11 protein-coding genes are annotated in these 15,733 nt (G+C 69.0%); 7 read left to right on the top strand and 4 right to left on the bottom strand.

Annotated elements, in window-relative coordinates:
• Positions 1–253: 253 nt before the first annotated feature.
• On the top strand, positions 254–2,620 hold the full coding sequence (locus tag HUN07_RS12415) for a phosphoketolase family protein (RefSeq protein WP_174909966.1): 2,367 nt from the start codon (positions 254–256) through the stop codon (positions 2,618–2,620).
• 18 nt (positions 2,621–2,638) lie between these two features.
• On the opposite strand, the gene HUN07_RS12410 is transcribed toward HUN07_RS12415, so the two are convergent.
• The 4 genes from HUN07_RS12410 to HUN07_RS12395 all read right to left on the bottom strand — a co-directional run bounded on the left by HUN07_RS12410 (position 2,639) and on the right by HUN07_RS12395 (position 7,899).
• Positions 2,639–3,496 (bottom strand): mycofactocin-coupled SDR family oxidoreductase, encoded by an 858-nt coding sequence (locus tag HUN07_RS12410; protein ID WP_174909964.1) that lies wholly within the window; start codon positions 3,494–3,496, stop codon positions 2,639–2,641.
• 112 nt (positions 3,497–3,608) lie between these two features.
• A complete protein-coding gene (locus HUN07_RS12405) occupies positions 3,609–5,144 on the bottom strand; it encodes an RsmB/NOP family class I SAM-dependent RNA methyltransferase (protein ID WP_302675484.1) in 1,536 nt (511 codons plus the stop codon).
• Entirely contained in the window at positions 5,141–6,064 is a 924-nt protein-coding gene (gene fmt / locus HUN07_RS12400) for a methionyl-tRNA formyltransferase (RefSeq protein WP_114722696.1), read from the bottom strand. Before fmt ends, HUN07_RS12405 begins: the two co-directional genes overlap by 4 nt.
• 128 nt (positions 6,065–6,192) lie before the next feature.
• Entirely contained in the window at positions 6,193–7,899 is a 1,707-nt protein-coding gene (locus HUN07_RS12395) for an alpha/beta hydrolase (RefSeq protein ID WP_174909962.1), read from the bottom strand.
• A gap of 104 nt (positions 7,900–8,003) precedes the next feature.
• Here HUN07_RS12395 and HUN07_RS12390 point away from each other — a divergent pair, with 104 nt between their 5' ends.
• From HUN07_RS12390 to HUN07_RS12365, 6 genes are all read left to right on the top strand, one after another.
• Positions 8,004–8,210, top strand: coding sequence for a hypothetical protein (locus HUN07_RS12390; protein WP_114722695.1), 207 nt, complete (start codon positions 8,004–8,006; stop codon positions 8,208–8,210).
• A 498-nt stretch (positions 8,211–8,708) separates the two neighbouring features.
• Complete coding sequence (locus HUN07_RS12385) at positions 8,709–10,007, top strand: nucleotide sugar dehydrogenase (RefSeq protein ID WP_174909960.1); 1,299 nt, start codon at positions 8,709–8,711, stop codon at positions 10,005–10,007.
• Positions 10,008–10,050: 43 nt separating this feature from the next.
• Positions 10,051–11,046 carry a dTDP-glucose 4,6-dehydratase gene (locus tag HUN07_RS12380; RefSeq protein ID WP_174909958.1) on the top strand — a complete coding sequence of 332 codons (996 nt, stop codon included), beginning with the start codon at positions 10,051–10,053 and terminating at the stop codon, positions 11,044–11,046.
• Positions 11,047–11,084: 38 nt separating this feature from the next.
• Complete coding sequence (locus HUN07_RS12375) at positions 11,085–12,107, top strand: glycosyl hydrolase family 18 protein (RefSeq protein ID WP_174909956.1); 1,023 nt, start codon at positions 11,085–11,087, stop codon at positions 12,105–12,107.
• A gap of 127 nt (positions 12,108–12,234) precedes the next feature.
• Positions 12,235–14,022 (top strand): glutamine--fructose-6-phosphate transaminase (isomerizing), encoded by a 1,788-nt coding sequence (gene glmS / locus HUN07_RS12370; protein ID WP_174909954.1) that lies wholly within the window; start codon positions 12,235–12,237, stop codon positions 14,020–14,022.
• 107 nt (positions 14,023–14,129) lie between these two features.
• Positions 14,130–15,656, top strand: a complete 1,527-nt coding sequence (locus HUN07_RS12365) for a polysaccharide deacetylase family protein (RefSeq protein ID WP_217487199.1) — start codon at positions 14,130–14,132, stop codon at positions 15,654–15,656.
• Positions 15,657–15,733: the final 77 nt, after the last annotated feature.

Raw genomic sequence — 15,733 nt, 5'->3', positions numbered from 1 at the left:
TCGTGAGGTCCGCGAGTTTTCAGTCCGCATACGAGATCCGTACTTCGTGTCGTCGGCGCCGGCCGGAACCGGTGCGCGGCACCTGTGGACGATGCCGGTGTCGCTTCTTCCAGGATGCCTGGTTCGGTGGCCCGGCGACAGGGGCAACCGGAGGTACCGGTCAGTGTGGGCCCACCCGCGGGTCGGCCCTGGCAAATGGAGCCGACAACCGTCAGGATGGAGAGACCTTCGCCTCGACCGGAGGAGCCGATCCGTGGACGAGCACCCGACCGACGACGATCTAGAACTGCTCCACCGGTACTGGATGGCGGCCAACTACCTGACGGTGGCCCAGATCTACCTGCGCGACAACGTCCTGCTGCGACGCCCGCTGGTACCGCCCGACATCAAGCCGCGACTGCTCGGACACTGGGGCACGAGCCCGGGCCTGTCCCTCGTCTACGCCCACCTCAACCGGCTGATCCGGCGAACCGGCGCGAACGTGCTGTTCGTGGCCGGTCCTGGTCACGGCGGACCCGCCGTCGTCGCGAATACCTATCTCGAGGGCACGTACTCGCAGTTGTACCCGGAGGTGAGCCCCGACGAGGCCGGACTGCGCCGACTGGCCCGGCAGTTCTCGACGCCGGGCGGGATCCCGAGTCACTCCGGCGTGGAGACCCCGGGTTCGATCAACGAGGGCGGTGAACTGGGCTACTCGCTGGCGCATGCCGCGGGCGCCGCGATGGACAACCCGGACCTGATCGTGGCGTGCGTCGTCGGGGACGGTGAGGCCGAGACCGGCCCGCTGGCCGCGTCGTGGAAGGTCCCGTTCTTCCTCGACCCGACCCACGACGGCGCGGTACTGCCCGTTCTGCACCTCAACGGCTACAAGATCTCCGGCCCGACGGTCCTCGGACGACGCACCGACGACGAGGTTCTGGCTGTGCTGCGCGCGATCGGCTGGGACGCGGTGGCGGTCTCCGGTGACGACCCGATGCAGGTACACCGCGACCTCGCGGAGACGCTCGATCGCGCGCACACCGCCATCGCGCGGATCCGGGACGATGCGCGCCGGTCGGGGTTCACCGAGCGGCCGCGGTGGCCGGCGATCGTGCTGCGCACGCCGAAGGGCTGGACGGGACCGGACATCGTCGACGGCGTGCAGGTCGAGGGCACGTTCCGAGCGCACCAGGTACCGATCGCCCACGTACGCGACGACCCCACGCACCTGCAGACGCTCGAGCAGTGGATGCGCTCGTATCGGCCCGAGGAACAGTTCGACCCGCAGGGCCGCCTGGTCCCCGAACTGGCGGCGCTGGCACCGTCCGGTGACAAGCGGATGGGTGCGAACCCGCACGCGAACGGCGGGCGACTCCTGCGCCCGCTGGATCTGCCCGCACCCGACCGGTACGCCGTCGAGGTGCGCGTGCCCGGCGCCGTCCACCACGAGACGACCCGTCCGCTCGGCGAGATGCTGCGCGACATCTACTCGGCCAACCCCGACGACTTCCGGTTGTTCTGCCCGGACGAGACCAACAGCAATCGGCTCGGCGCCGTCTTCGAGGTCACCGACCGCTGCTTCGTCGGCACCCTGATTCCCGGCGACGACCATGTCGGGCACCACGGCCGGGTGATGGAGGTGCTGTCGGAACACCTGTGCCAGGGCTGGCTCGAGGGCTATCTGTTGACCGGCCGGCACGGGCTGTTCGCGACGTACGAGGCGTTCGCGATGGTGAGCGCGTCGATGACGATCCAGCACACCAAGTGGCTCGAACGCGCCCGCTCCCTCGACTGGCGGGCCCCGGTCGCGAGCCTGAACATCCTGCTCACCTCGACGTGCTGGCGCAACGACCACAACGGGTTCTCGCATCAGGGGCCGGGGCTGATCGACACGATGCTGTCGCTGTCCGGTGGTGTCACCCGCGTGTATCTGCCACCGGATGCGAACTCGCTCCTGATCGTCGCCGAGCACGTCTTCGCCACCCGCGACTGCGCGAACCTGCTGGTGGTCGACAAGCAGTCGCACCCGCAGTACCTGACGCTCGAGCAGGCCCGGGAGCACGTCGGGGCCGGGGCGTCGGTGTGGGACTGGGCCGGAACCGAGACCGGCGACGGCGCGGCACCCGACATCGTGCTGGCGTGCGTGGGTGACGTCCCCACCGAGGAGACGCTGGCCGCGGCGGCACTGCTGCGTGGGCACGTGCCGGGGCTGCGGGTCCGGGTGGTCAACGTGGTGGACCTGATGTCGATGGCGCCGCCCGACGTCCATCCGCACGGCCGTTCGCACGAGGACTTCGCACGCCTGTTCACCGAGGATGTGGACGTCGTCGTCGCGTGGCACGGCTACGCGCGGTCCTTCCACCAACTGCTGCACGGCCGGATGAACCCGGACCGGTTCCACGTGCGCGGCTACACCGAGCAGGGGTCGACCACCACGCCGTTCGACATGGTGGTGCTCAACCACATGAGCCGCTACCACCTGGCGATCGAGGCGCTGCGCCGGTGCCGACGGGAACCCGACGGCGCCGCGGATCTCACGGGCTACTGCGAGCGGATGCTCGAACGGCACCACGGATACGTCCGCGAACACCTCGAGGACATGCCGGAGGTGTGCAACTGGGTCTGGCCGGAACCGGTGTGAGGCGGGCCGGCCGGGCGGTCAGATCCCCAGCTTCATCCCCGCACCGGCGTCCACCCGCAACTGTTGGCCGGTGACGAAGCGTGACTCGTCGGACGCGAGATACACCACCGCGTGCGAGATGTCCTCCGGTTCGACCCACGGCGTCGGCATCGCCTGCATGAACGGGAACGTCACCTTCGCGTCCTCGGCCGTCGGGTTCTCGAGATCGGGCCGGAACGTCTTGTACATCGGCGGGCTCTGCAGCATGTCGGTGTTGACGTTGGTGGGGTGGATCGCGTTGACGCGGATCGAACTGGGACCCAACGTCAGCGCCAGGGACTGCGTGTACGTCCAGATCATCTTCTTCGCCAGCCCGTAGCCGTCCCCGCCGGGACCCTGCATCGCCTGCTGGCCGTTGATCCCGATCTGCGGCACCAAACCCGCGACCGAACCGGTGGCGATGACCGACGCCCCGGCGCCCAGGTACGGCATCGCGGCGTGGATGGTATTGACGACGCCGACGAAGTCGACGTCGAACGCATCGACGAAGCCCTGCACCGGCACGTCATTGCCCAACGGGCAGATTCCCGCATTCGCGACCACGACGTCGAGCCGCCCGAGCTTCGAAACCGCTTCGGCGAGTTCACGTTCCAGAGCGATACGATCCCGGACATCAACCTTCACGGCAACGACACGGCTGCCCGCCTTCTCGACGAGCCGCGCCGTTTCCTCGAGATCGGCCTCCGTGGCCAGCGGGTACTCGTTGCTCTCGATGTCGGCACACACGTCGAACGCGATGATGTCCGCGCCCTCGTCGGCGAGGTGGACGGCGTGGCTGCGGCCCTGCCCGCGCGCGGCGCCCGTGATCAGAACGACTTTCCCGGCAACCCGATTCATCAGTCCTCCTCCGTGCCTGCCCACAGTGGGTGACGGGCCGCCACCCACTGTGGATTACAACACGTTGCAGTGTGAATCGGAACACATTCCGAGCCGCGGGCCCGGGCCGTAATCAGGACCCGGAGGCCCCGGCGTCGTCTGCAGGCCGCTGCAGCGCCGCCATGAACATCGCATCCGTTCCGTGCCGGTGCGGCCACAGCTGGACCCCGGGCCCGTCGCCCAGGCCGGGCACCCCGGGCAGCAACTCCCGCGTGTCGAGCGGGATCGCCCCGTGCCTGCGCACGGCGTCGGCGACCACGGCCACCGTCTCCGACACGTGCGGCGAGCACGTCGAGTACAGCACCACCCCGCCGGGCCGGACGAGCTCGAGCGCCGACGCCAGCAGCTCGCGCTGCAGCTTCACCAGACCCGCCACGTCCGCCGGCTGCCGCCGCCACCGCGCCTCCGGACGTCGACGCAGGGCGCCCAGCCCGGTGCACGGGGCGTCGACGAGAATCCGGTCGTAGCCGCCGTCCAGACCGGGGTCGCGACCGTCCGCGACGTGCACGTCGACGGGCAGCTCGCGGGTGGTCTTGCGGATCAGGTCGGCACGGTGCTCGACGGGCTCCACCGCGTCGAGGCGTCCGCCCTCGATCCCCGCCAACGCACCGAGCAGCGCGGCCTTGCCGCCCGGGCCGGCGCACAGGTCGAGCCAGCGTCCACTGTCGGGCCCGTCGATCGGCGCGAGCGTGAGCGCGCGGGCCACCAGCTGGCTGCCCTCGTCCTGCACGCCCGCCAGACCCTCGCGGACCGCGTCGAGCAGACCGGGATCACCACCGTCCAGGTGGACCGCGTACGGCGAGTACGCTCCCACCTCGCCGCCGGTGATCAGAGCCAGCTCCTCCGCCGAGATCTCACCGGGCCGGGCGACCAGGTGGACCGCCGGACGGGCGTCGTCGGCAGCGAGGACGGCCTCGAGCTCGCCCGCATCGGCGCCGAGGGCGTCGGCGAACGCCTGCGCGATCCACGTCGGGTGGGCGTACCGGAAGGCGAGGTGTCCCACCGGGTCCACGGCGGCGTCCGGGGCCAGTTCGGCCACCCACTGGTCCTCGGTCTTCTCCGACACCCGGCGCAGGACGGCGTTCACGAAACCCGCCTTGCCCGAACCGGCCTCGGCACGAACGAGATCCACCGACGTCGCGACCGCGGCGTGCGATGCGATGCGGGTGCGCAGCAACTGGTAGGCGCCGAGTTGCAGGACGTCGAGCAACGGGCCGTCGATCTCCTCGATCGGGCGGCCCGCGCACTTCGCGATCACGGCGTCCAGCAGACCGCGGGCGCGGGCGGCGCCGTACGCCAACTCGGTCGCCAGGGCCGCGTCGCGGCCGTCGAGCCGTCGTTCCCGGAGCAGCCCCGGCAGAACGAGATTCGCATAGGCGTCGCGTTCGCGCACCGCGCGCAACACGTCCCGGGCCGCGCGCCGCGACTGGTCGACCGACGCCTGCGCCGGATCCGGGCGCTTCGCCTGCCGCGGCCGGTTGTTGTCACCGCTCCGGCCGCCCTGACCACCGCTGCCGCCGCGGCCCCCGGTTCGGCGGCCGCCCTGGCCGCCGCCCTGGCCGCCGCCCTGTCCGCCGCCGGACCTGTTGGGTCGCCTCGACTCGCTCACTGTGCCCGAACCTCTCCGTCGAGACGCGCACCGCGCGCCCAGTCGACCGCTGCCATCTGCTTCTTGCCCTGCGGCTGGACCTGATCGAGCCGGACCGCCGTCGTGGAGGTGCCCACGTAGAAGCCGTCCTTGCGGACCTCGATCTGCCCGGGCCGCAACGTCTCCTGCGCCAGCGTCACGGGTCCGACCTTCACCCGCAGATCCCCGATCATCGTCCACGCCCCGGGAGCGGGAGTCACCGAACGCACGTGCCGGTGGACGGCGAGAGCCGGCTGGTCCCAGCGGATCCGGGCGGACTCGACCGACACCTTCGGCGCATGGGACACACCGTCCGGCGGCTGCGGGACCGCGTGCACGGTGCCGTCCTCGACACCGTCGAGCACCGATTCGAGAAGCAGCGCGCCGCTCTCGGCGAGGCGCCCGAGCAGGGCCCCCGCCGTGTCGGTTGTGCGGATCGCCTCGGTCACCACTCCGTACACGGGTCCGGTGTCCATACCCTCGTCGAGATCGAAGACCGTCGCGCCCGTCATCTCGTCGCCGGCGTTGATCGCGGCCTGCACGGGAGCGGCACCCCGCCACGCGGGCAGCAGCGAGAAGTGCAGGTTCATCCAGCCGTGCCGCGGAACGTCGAGCACCGGGCGCGGCAGCAGGTTGCCGTACGCGACCACCGGGCACGCGTCGGGCTCGAGTTCCCGCAATCGCGCCAGGAACTCCGGGTCCGACGCCGACGCGGGCGTGAGCACCTCGATGCCGTGCTGGTCGGCGAGCTGCCCGATGGGCGAACGGACCAGCTTCCGCCCGCGACCGGCGACGGCGTCGGGCCGGGTCACGACGGCGACCACCTCGTGACGTTCGGAGTCGATCAGCCGCTGCAGCGACGGCACGGCCGGTTCGGGCGTCCCCGCGAAGACGATGCGCATCAGCTCCGGGCCTCCAGGTGGTCGGAGCGGGTGGGCGAGGTGTTCACGAGGGCGGCTCCCGGAGCATCGAATCCCGGCGGTGCCGGAAGAAGGTTCACTCCGGGATTCTACGGACCCGAAGGAGCAGCTCAGCCACCGGTCAGCGCCGCCTCCACCCGTTCGGTGTCGGCGTCGGACCAGCCGTCGGGCTGCAGGATCCGGGCCCACATGCCGGCGGCCTCCGGACCGTACGAGTGCCCGTGGCCTGCCGGGACGTCCGCGGAGAAGATCATGTCGAGCGTCACCTGCCAGAAGGTGACCAGCGGCAGCCAGGACATGTTGGGATCGACGTCGCGTCCACGCGGTTCACGCAACCAGTCCGGCTCGTTGAACAGCAGCGACGGCGACCACCACACGATCGGGTCGCTCGCGTGCTGCCAGTACACGACCCGCCGCGGACCCCACTCGGCGTCGAGGTCCAGGTCGCCGGGCTCGGACGCGAACCGGACCGACCTCCCGTCCTCGACGATCGGAAGGATCTCCGGGGATCCCGGGTCGCGGTCCGCGGTCACCTCCCGCCACTGCGGCGTGAAGTTCGGCGTCCCCACCCACAGGGCACCGTCCACCCGGGTCGCCATGTCCTGATAGCCCGCGAACGCGTTCTGGCCGCCGTACGAACCGAGACTCTCCCCGAACACGACAAGCTTGGGCCGGGTCTCGACGGGCAGGTCGATCCAGCGCGCGAACACGGCGTTGAACAGGGCCCGACCGGCCACCTGTGGGGTCTCCCGGTCGGCGATGAAGGCCAACGGGCTCGGCAGGAAGGAATACTGCATCGACGCGATCGCCGTGTCGCCGGCTTCGATGTACTCCAGCGACGATGCGACGTTCTGGTTCACCCAGCCCCGGCCGGTCGTGGTGTTGACCGCGAGCACTCTTCGTTCCCACGCCTTGGTGCGATCGAGTTCGGCGACGACGAGATCGGCGACGCCGGCGACGGAGTCGGCCGATTCACGGCCGGCATAGACCCGGATCGGCTCCTTCGCGGGCCGCCCCGTCACCTCGGTGATCCGGTCCGCGCCGGGGCCGCGGCCCACGAAGGTGCGGCCCTCCTGCCCCAGGGTGTCCCACGCCTGGGCGGACGCCGGCGATCCGCTCCGCTCGGGCACTGTCGGTTCCTCGACCCCCTCCGCAGTCGCGGTGTCGGCGCCCGAGAAGCTCCAGTTGGCGAACGCGATCAGGCCCTTGTAGAGCGCACCGTTGACGACCAGGACGGCGATCACGACGGCCACCAGCAGGCCCGCCACGTTCGCCGCGGGCCGGGGCACCAGCCGTCGGGCCAGGTCGGTGAGTTTGCGCGTCCCCTTCCGGATACCGCGCCCTGCCTCGAGGAGCACGAACCACACCGCGACTGCGATGAGGAACACGAGCAGGATGTTCCCCTGGTTGGTGTGTTCCAGGCCGACGAGATCGCGAACGTAGTTCTGCCACACCGCCCCGAGCACGAGGAACACCGGAACGAGGATCACCGCGGCGACTCCGAGAATCCACCACCCGATCCGGCGCGTCCGCGCCGACCACGCCGGCTCGACGCCGCACGAGCGCACGATCCACGCCGCGAAGCAGCCGACGCCGTACCCGAGCGCGACCGAGATGCCGGTGGCCAGCCCTTGGAGATACCAGGCGCGCGGGAGCAGCGACGGGCTCATCGACCAGGTGAAGAACACGAGAGCGACGGCCAGGCCCACCGGATTCGAGCGACGCACACAGCCGCGCAGTTGGGTCCAGAACCGTCGGGTCGCCGGCTGTACAGGATCGGCGACGCCTTCGGGGGCTCGCTCGGGGGCGGTTGTCATGCGCGGAACGATATGCGCGACGATGCAACGAGCGCTGGACCGGCCATCCCGCGGCGTGTACACCGGAACTACGGGTCATCCCTGTTGCGCCCCTGGAGGCAGACATGTCCGGCATCGCAAGCAAGTTCGACAAGGCATTCGAGTCCCGGCCCGTCGACGACCTGGCCGATGCGCCGGTCACCGCCCTACGCGGCTTGAGCGAGTCCGATGCCGAGCACCTACGGGCGGCCTTCGGGATCAGCACTGTCCGGGATCTCGGCACCAACAAGTTCTTCCGCTGGGCCCAGGCGATCGCCGAACTCGCCGAATAGCACGAGCACCCCGGTTTCGACGCAGGTAGACGTCACCGCACATACCGGAACATCGACCCAGGCGTCCCATACCACGGGTTCGCCCCAAATTTCGTGCGCCACGCCGATTCTCGCGAATCATATTTTTGCGATTACAGCGCGAAAGCGAACTTGCTCGAGGTAACTTTCGACTCGACCCCACTGCCCCAGCACCCCGGCAGGACAGGGCATCTCACGGGCCACCCCAGCAAACCGGCGGCTTTGCATTCTCGGACCAGCGCCTCGATCAGTCCAGCGTCGGACCGATCGGCGAGACTGGAACCAGATCTCTAATAGGCACGAAAAACATTGTGCGACAAGATGATCTGATCCTTCACCAGCACCTGATCGGGTCGGCGGCGGTCTTGGATCACCACGCGCCGGCCGATTCGCCGCAGCCCGAGCACCCACGACTTCTCCGTAAGGGGTACCGCCATGCTATTGAGGGATACGAAGCCCGACCACACTGACACGATCGGAATGGAACTACTCGAAGGCGCTGCGTCCGCGACCCGAAAGGGGTTCGCGTTCGATGTGGCGATCATCGGACTGGGGTATGTCGGGCTTCCGACTTCACTGGCGTTCCACGCCGCCGGTTGCAGGGTACTCGGCATCGACATCAGCGAGAATCGGCTCGACATCGTCCGCCGACAACGCGCCGATCTCGTCGACGCGGACCGTCGTCGACTCGCGGACGCGCTGGAGGACCCGGGATACGCGACGACCGGCGAGATCGCGCGCCTTTCCGACGCCGCCACGGTGATCGTGTGTGTCCCGACCCCGGTCGACGAGCACCTCACCCCCGAGCTCGGCATCCTTCGCAGGGCATGCAAGTCCGTCGTCGAGCATGCCGTACCCGGCCAGGTCCTCATCCTCACCTCCACGACGTACGTGGGCAGCACACGCGATCTGCTCGCCACCGAGTTGAGCGCGAAGGGGTTGAGGGTCGGAACCGACGTGTTCGTCGCCTTCAGCCCGGAGCGGATCGACCCCGGAAACGAACGGTTCCCCCACGAGGAGGTTCCGCGCGTCGTCGGGGGCACAACGGCATCGTGCACCGAGGCCGCGACCGCGGTACTGCACCGCTGTACGAAGAATGTCCACGGCGTCGAATCGACCGACGCCGCCGAGATGACAAAGCTCGTGGAGAACACTTTCCGAGCCGTCAACATTGCGCTCGCGAACGAGTTCGCAGAGATCTGCCGATCGCTGCGTCTCGACGTGATGGACGTGATCAATGCCGCCGCGACCAAGCCCTACGGATTCATGCCCTTCTTCCCCGGGCCGGGAGTCGGTGGGCACTGCATCCCCTGCGACCCGCACTACCTGCTGTGGCAGTTGCGCAAGAAGCGGCTGAGCACGCCACTGATCGAACAGGCCATGACCGGCATCGCGGCCCGGCCTCACCAGGTCGCCGAACGCGCCCGGCAGACGCTCTCCGAGCAGGGCTGCGGGATCGTCGGTGCCCGAGTCCTCGTCGTCGGAGTCGCCTACAAGCCCAATGTCGAGGATCTGAGGGAATCGCCGGCACTGGAGATCATCGCCGCCCTCCTCGAGATGGGCGCCGCGGTGGCGTACCACGATCCGAACTTCCCCATCCTGACTCTGTCCGACGGCACGGTGCTCACCGATGTAGCGGACCCGGGACGGTTCGAGGCCGATCTCGTGATCGTGCACACCGCACACGACGTCGTCGATCTCGACTGGCTGGCCACGGCGCCGGCGGTCCTCGACACCACCTATCGACTGGATCGCCTCCCGCGCCGCGTCGCCCTGTAGCGAACGAGCCCGAAACCCCGGCGAACGAAAGGGATTGCGCACGATGAGAACCACAGTGACCGGAGGGGCAGGCTTCATCGGCAGTCACCTGGTCGAATACCTACTGCGGCAGGGCGACGAGGTCGTGGTGCTCGACGACCTCTCGACCGGCAGACTTGCCAACCTCGAATCCGTATCGGGCGCCGACGGATTCCGCTTCATCGAAGGCTCGATCCTCGACCGCGACGCCGTCGACAGCGCGATCGGCGGCGCGGACCGGGTGTTCCATCTCGCGGCGGCCGTCGGCGTCCGGTTGATCGTCGACCGTCCGCTGGAGAGTTTGCGCACGAACATCCACGGCACCGAGACCGTCCTCGACGCGTGCCTCGACGCAGGATCGGTCCTGCTGCTCGCGTCGACCAGTGAGATCTACGGGAAGAACACCGCCGATGCACTGTCCGAGGATGCCGATCGCATCCTGGGCTCACCGCTCACCGCCCGATGGACGTACGCAGCGGCGAAGGGAATCGACGAGGCGTTCGCACACGCGTACTGGCGCGAGTTCGGACTACGAGTGGCGACAGTTCGATTGTTCAACACGGTCGGCCCGCGCCAAACCGGCCGATACGGGATGGTGGTCCCGACACTGGTCGGACAAGCCCTGCGAGGCGACCCACTCACGGTCTTCGGGGATGGCCGTCAGACGCGATGCTTCTCGTTCGTCGAGGACGTCGTACCGGCGATCGTCGCGATTGCCGGCGAGCCCGCAGCATACGGCCGAGCCTTCAACCTCGGTGGAGCGCAGGAGATCTCGATCATCGAGCTGGCCGAGCGGGTGGTCGAGGTACTCGGCTCCGACAGCTCGATTTCCCTGGTGCCGTACGAGCAGGCGTACGCAGCGGGATACGAGGACATGCGGCGCAGGGTTCCGGACAACCGGGCCGCCCGCGAGCTGGTGGGCTTCGAGCCTGTCACCGCCGTGGACGAGATCATCGCCCGCGTCGCCGCTGCACTGCCGGACACGGGCACGGCCGGACGAGCGGTGGGCGCGCGCCGATGACCCCCCGAATCACTCTGCGGGATCGTCCACGGACGTGCATGACCGTCGCACTGGCCGCGACGGCCGCGCTCTCGCAACTCCATGCGGACGCGCGGGTGGTCGATCTACCCCAGTTACCGCTGGTGATCGGGGCGATTCCGTACTGGGACCGAAGCGCCGCGCTGACCTCGATGCGCACGTACGCCCGCTACATCGACGTCGCCTCTCCCTGGTCGTACTCGGTGTCCGCGGACGGCACGCCGACGGTGGCCGAGGGTACGAGGCCGGACGCCGATTCCGAGCTTGGCACGCATTCGGGCGACAGCAGTATTCGGACGATTCCCACGATCACGAACACGACCGACGGTCGATGGGACCGCGAGACCATAGCGAAGGTCCTGCTCGATCCGGCATTGCGCCGCGCCCATGTCGAGGCACTCACCGGCCTCGTCGAAGAGTACGGCTTCGACGGCGTCCAGATCGACTACGAGAACCTGTCGGCCGCCGATCGTGACAGCTTCTCCACCTTCGTCCGCGAATTGGGCGACGCGCTGCACCGGATCGACCGGGTGCTCTACGTCGCAGTTCACGCCAAGCCGAACGATACGGGCTACGGACCGCACAACGAGGCCCAGGACTACGCCGCGATCGCCGCGGGCGCCGACAGAGTGATCGTGATGGCGTACGACCGGCACTGGGCGACGAGCACAGCGGGGCCCATCGCCCCGTACGACTGGGTCGAGGAGGTGATCCGCTATGCCGTCACCAGGATTCCGCGGGAGAAGCTCGTTCTCGGAGTCGGGCTCTACGGCTACGACTGGGTCGGCTCGGCGGCAACACCGCTCACGTGGGCCGAGGTGATGTCGGTCGCGGAGGTGCACCGGTCGCCGATGCATTGGGACGAGACCAGCCTGTCCACCCACTTCACCTATGTCGTGGACGGGATCACCCACGAGGTGTGGTTCGAGAACGCTCGCAGTGTCGAGGCCAAATCCGCACTCGCGCAGCGTCACGATCTCGCCGGCATCGCGTTGTGGCGTCTCGGCGGGGAGGACCCGTCGATCTGGCGGCTCGGCCCGTGACCACATGCCGGGCACCGTCCGGGAGCCCGGATGCTTCGGACCGCGGTTCGATGCCGGAGCACCCGGCGACATCTCGTCATACGACCGGCCCCGCCGGCGCGTTCCCTCTGGCTTCGAAGGATCAGCAATGTGCGGAATTATCGCTTGCCGGACCAATGGTCCCGCCCTCGACTACCTACTACCGGCACTGAAGCGGCTCGAATACCGCGGCTACGACTCGGTGGGTGTCGCCGTCCGCACCGACGACGGCGATATCGCCCGCCTACGGACGATCGGGCGTATCGGCGCTCTCGAGCAGCAAGTGACGCGATGGAACGGACCCGAGCTCGACGGACTCGGGATCGGGCACACGCGCTGGGCCACCCACGGCGGCGTCGACGAGGCCAACGCGCACCCACACCTGGACTGCACCGGTCGAATCGCAGTGGTGCACAACGGGATCATCACCAATGCCGAGGAGCTGGAGCGGGAACTCCGCGCGACCGGACATCAGTTCGCATCCCAAGTGGACAGCGAGGTGGTGACCCACCTCATCGAGGACTGTCTCACGGTCTCGGGCGACCTGTTGACAGCCGTCCAGCAGACGGTGGACCGGCTCTCCGGTTCGTGGGCGCTCGCGGTCCTCGAGCAGGGCACCGGCCGCCTCGTCGCCGCCGCGAACCGATCGCCCCTGCTGGTCGCTCGCGCCAGAGGTTGTGCCTTCGCCACGAGCGACTCGGCCGCGATCGCGGACTGGGTCGACGAGTTCCGCACTCTCGACGACGGGGACGTCGTCGAACTCGGTGACGTCTTCACCTGGAGCCACCACGGACTGCGGTGCTCACCGCCGCCGCTCAGGCGGCAGGCGTGGGACCGCACGGACATCAGTCTCGGCCGGCACACCGACTTCATGAGCAAGGAGATCGCCGAGCAGCCGGAGGTCGCCGCGCGCCTGCTCGCACAGATCGGCGGCGGCGTCGCCGACGGATCGCTGTGGTCCGGGCTCGGCCTCCCCCACTTCGACCGACTGCGCGTCGTCGCGTGCGGCACCTCGCTGCACGCCGGCCAGGTGATCGGCAACTGCGTGCGCGGGGCCGGCGCGATACCGTTCACCGCAACGGTCGCCAGCGAAATGCTGCGAGAGCACTCGGACCCGAACACGCTCACGCTCGCGATCAGCCAGTCCGGCGAAACCGCTGACGTCCTGCGCGCGCTGGACCTCCACGCCCCCGGCGACGGACCGCTGCTCGCGTTGACCAATTCCACACATTCGACGCTCGCCCGTCGCGCAGACGCGGTCCTGTCCTGTTCCGCCGGTCCCGAGATCGGCGTGGCGGCCACGAAGACTTTCGTATGCCAGGTCATATCGGGAGTCGCGCTCATGATGTCCGCAATGGTGGCGACCGAACGACTCGCTCCGGACATCGCCTCTCGATTGATGCGGTCTCTCAACGGCATCCCCGCGCGACTTGCGGCCGCGACCGAGGCGGCGCAGCAGCTGATCCCGCCGATCGTGGACGAACTGACCACATCGACCGGATTCGTTTTCCTCGGGCGCGGAGCCGGTGTGCCCTACGCCGCCGAGGGCGCGCTGAAGCTCAAGGAACTCACCTACCGCTGGGCGGAACACCATCCGGCCGGCGAACTCAAGCACGGGCCGCTGGCCGTGATCGAGTCGGGGACCCCGGTCGTCGTCGTCGACCACGGTGACCCGCGCATCGCCGCGAACATCGCCGAGGTCCGGGCGCGCGGCGGGCGAATCATCACCATCGGCATCGAGGGAAGCACGGTTCCGGTGCTGCACCCTGGACCGGCACCGTGCGGTCCGCTCGAATCAGTCGTTCCGATGCAGGTGCTGGCGCGCGAGCTCGCCCTCGCGCTCGGCCGGGACGTCGACAAGCCCCGCAATCTCGCCAAGTCAGTGACCGTCGAATGATCCGCCGAACCGAAAGGCACAGTATGAACAGTCACAACTGGATATGCCCGGCCCGTCCCGGATCCCGGCATCCACGACCTCAACGACCTCCCGCCCGGCGCCGCCGCATGCTGGGGCTGGTCAGCGCCCTGGCCCTCCTCCTCGCCCCGACCCTGATCTCGGTCGGCGCCGGCGCGCCCGCCGGCGCCGCCGGAGCACCCACAGTGGTGAGCCTGACGTTCGACGACGGCAATGCGAATGCGACCGTGGCCGCCCAGACACTGCAGGCCAACGGACTGCGCGGGACGTTCTTCGTCCCGTCGGGCTACATCGATCAGCCGGGCTACATGACGCAGGCCGATCTCCACGGGATCGAAGCCGGAGGCCACGAGATCGGCGGTCATTCCGTCACGCACCCGGACCTCGCCTCGATGTCACGGGACGAGGCAACAAGACAGATCTGCAACGACCGCGTGAACCTCACCGGCTGGGGTTTCGACGTCACCTCGTTCGCGTACCCGTTTGCGTCGGCGTCCGCCGAGACCGAGGCAATCGCGCGGCAGTGCGGATACAACAGTGCACGCGGGCTCGGGGATATCGAGACTCGATTCGGATGCCAGGGATGCGACCGCGCCGAAGCTATTCCGCCCCAGAACCCGTTCTACACGCAGGCGCCGGACCAGGTGGACAGCACCTGGACCCTCGCGGACCTGCAGAATGTCGTCACCAACGCGGAGAACAACGGCGGCGGGTGGATCCAGTTGACCTTCCACCATGTATGCGCCGGCAACTGCGATCCGGGCGGCCTGTCGGTCTCACCGGAACTACTCGATCAGTTCGCTGGTTGGCTCGCTGCACGGTCGACCGCCAACACGACGGTCAAGACCGTGCGTGAGGTGATCGGCGGCGCGGTCGCACCGACTGCACCCGGTCCCGTCGTGCCTGCCGCCGCCCCGGGCGTCAACGGAGCACCGAACCCCGGCCTCGAGACGGTCGGCGCCAACGGACTGCCCACCTGCTGGATGGCGGGCGGCTACGGCGTCAATTCACCGACGTTCGCCACGGTCCCCGAAGCACACGGCGGCAGCATTGCCGAGCGCTTGTCGATGACCGGCTACGTGGACGGCGATGCCAAACTGTTGCCCGCACTCGATCTCGGTGAATGCTCACCGGGAGCCGTTCCCGGCCACACCTATGCGCTGTCGGCCTGGTACAAGTCCACCGCCCCGACGCAGTTCGCGGTGTACTACCGGACCGCGGTCGGCACGTGGGCGTACTGGACGTCGAGCCCCTGGTTCGAGACCGCGGCCGAGTATACCGAGGCCACGTGGACCACGCCGGCGGTTCCTGCCGGCGCGACCGGAATCAGCTTCGGGCTCAACCTGTTCGGTGACGGCCAGCTGCAGACCGACGACTACTCGCTCACCGACACCGCGGTGCAGCCGTCCACGGGATCCTGGACGCTCGGCGGTGGCTCGGGCGCCGCAGCACCGGGCGATGTCGCGGCACCGGAACGCGGGATCAGGACGAGCCCCGACACCGACCGGATCGATCGGCGCGGGCCGATCGAGCCCCGGCTCCACTACGTACCGGGGCCGGATGAACTGAAGCCCGGTCAGACCTTCCTGCCGGACACAGGTCCGCTCGGGGACTAGTCCCGGCGTCCACCAACCACCGCCGACCGGCCCGAGGGTCGAATCTCGGACCGGTCGGCCCCTGGCGGGGACCGGCT

The sequence above is a fragment of the Rhodococcus sp. W8901 genome (genome assembly GCF_013348805.1).
Taxonomy (GTDB): domain Bacteria; phylum Actinomycetota; class Actinomycetes; order Mycobacteriales; family Mycobacteriaceae; genus Prescottella.
The sequence above is the reverse complement of the archived record's forward strand: the minus strand, read 5'-3'. Positions and strand labels throughout refer to the sequence as shown.

Coding starts and splice junctions, on each gene's coding strand:
- HUN07_RS12395 (WP_174909962.1), bottom strand. CDS start 7,899: ATGACAACCGCCCCCGAGCGAGCCCCCGAAGGCGTCGCCGATCCTGTA.
- HUN07_RS12380 (WP_174909958.1), top strand. CDS start 10,051: ATGAGAACCACAGTGACCGGAGGGGCAGGCTTCATCGGCAGTCACCTG.
- HUN07_RS12375 (WP_174909956.1), top strand. CDS start 11,085: ATGACCGTCGCACTGGCCGCGACGGCCGCGCTCTCGCAACTCCATGCG.
- HUN07_RS12365 (WP_217487199.1), top strand. CDS start 14,130: ATGCTGGGGCTGGTCAGCGCCCTGGCCCTCCTCCTCGCCCCGACCCTG.
- glmS (WP_174909954.1), top strand. CDS start 12,235: ATGTGCGGAATTATCGCTTGCCGGACCAATGGTCCCGCCCTCGACTAC.
- HUN07_RS12390 (WP_114722695.1), top strand. CDS start 8,004: ATGTCCGGCATCGCAAGCAAGTTCGACAAGGCATTCGAGTCCCGGCCC.
- HUN07_RS12385 (WP_174909960.1), top strand. CDS start 8,709: ATGGAACTACTCGAAGGCGCTGCGTCCGCGACCCGAAAGGGGTTCGCG.
- HUN07_RS12410 (WP_174909964.1), bottom strand. CDS start 3,496: ATGAATCGGGTTGCCGGGAAAGTCGTTCTGATCACGGGCGCCGCGCGC.
- fmt (WP_114722696.1), bottom strand. CDS start 6,064: ATGCGCATCGTCTTCGCGGGGACGCCCGAACCGGCCGTGCCGTCGCTG.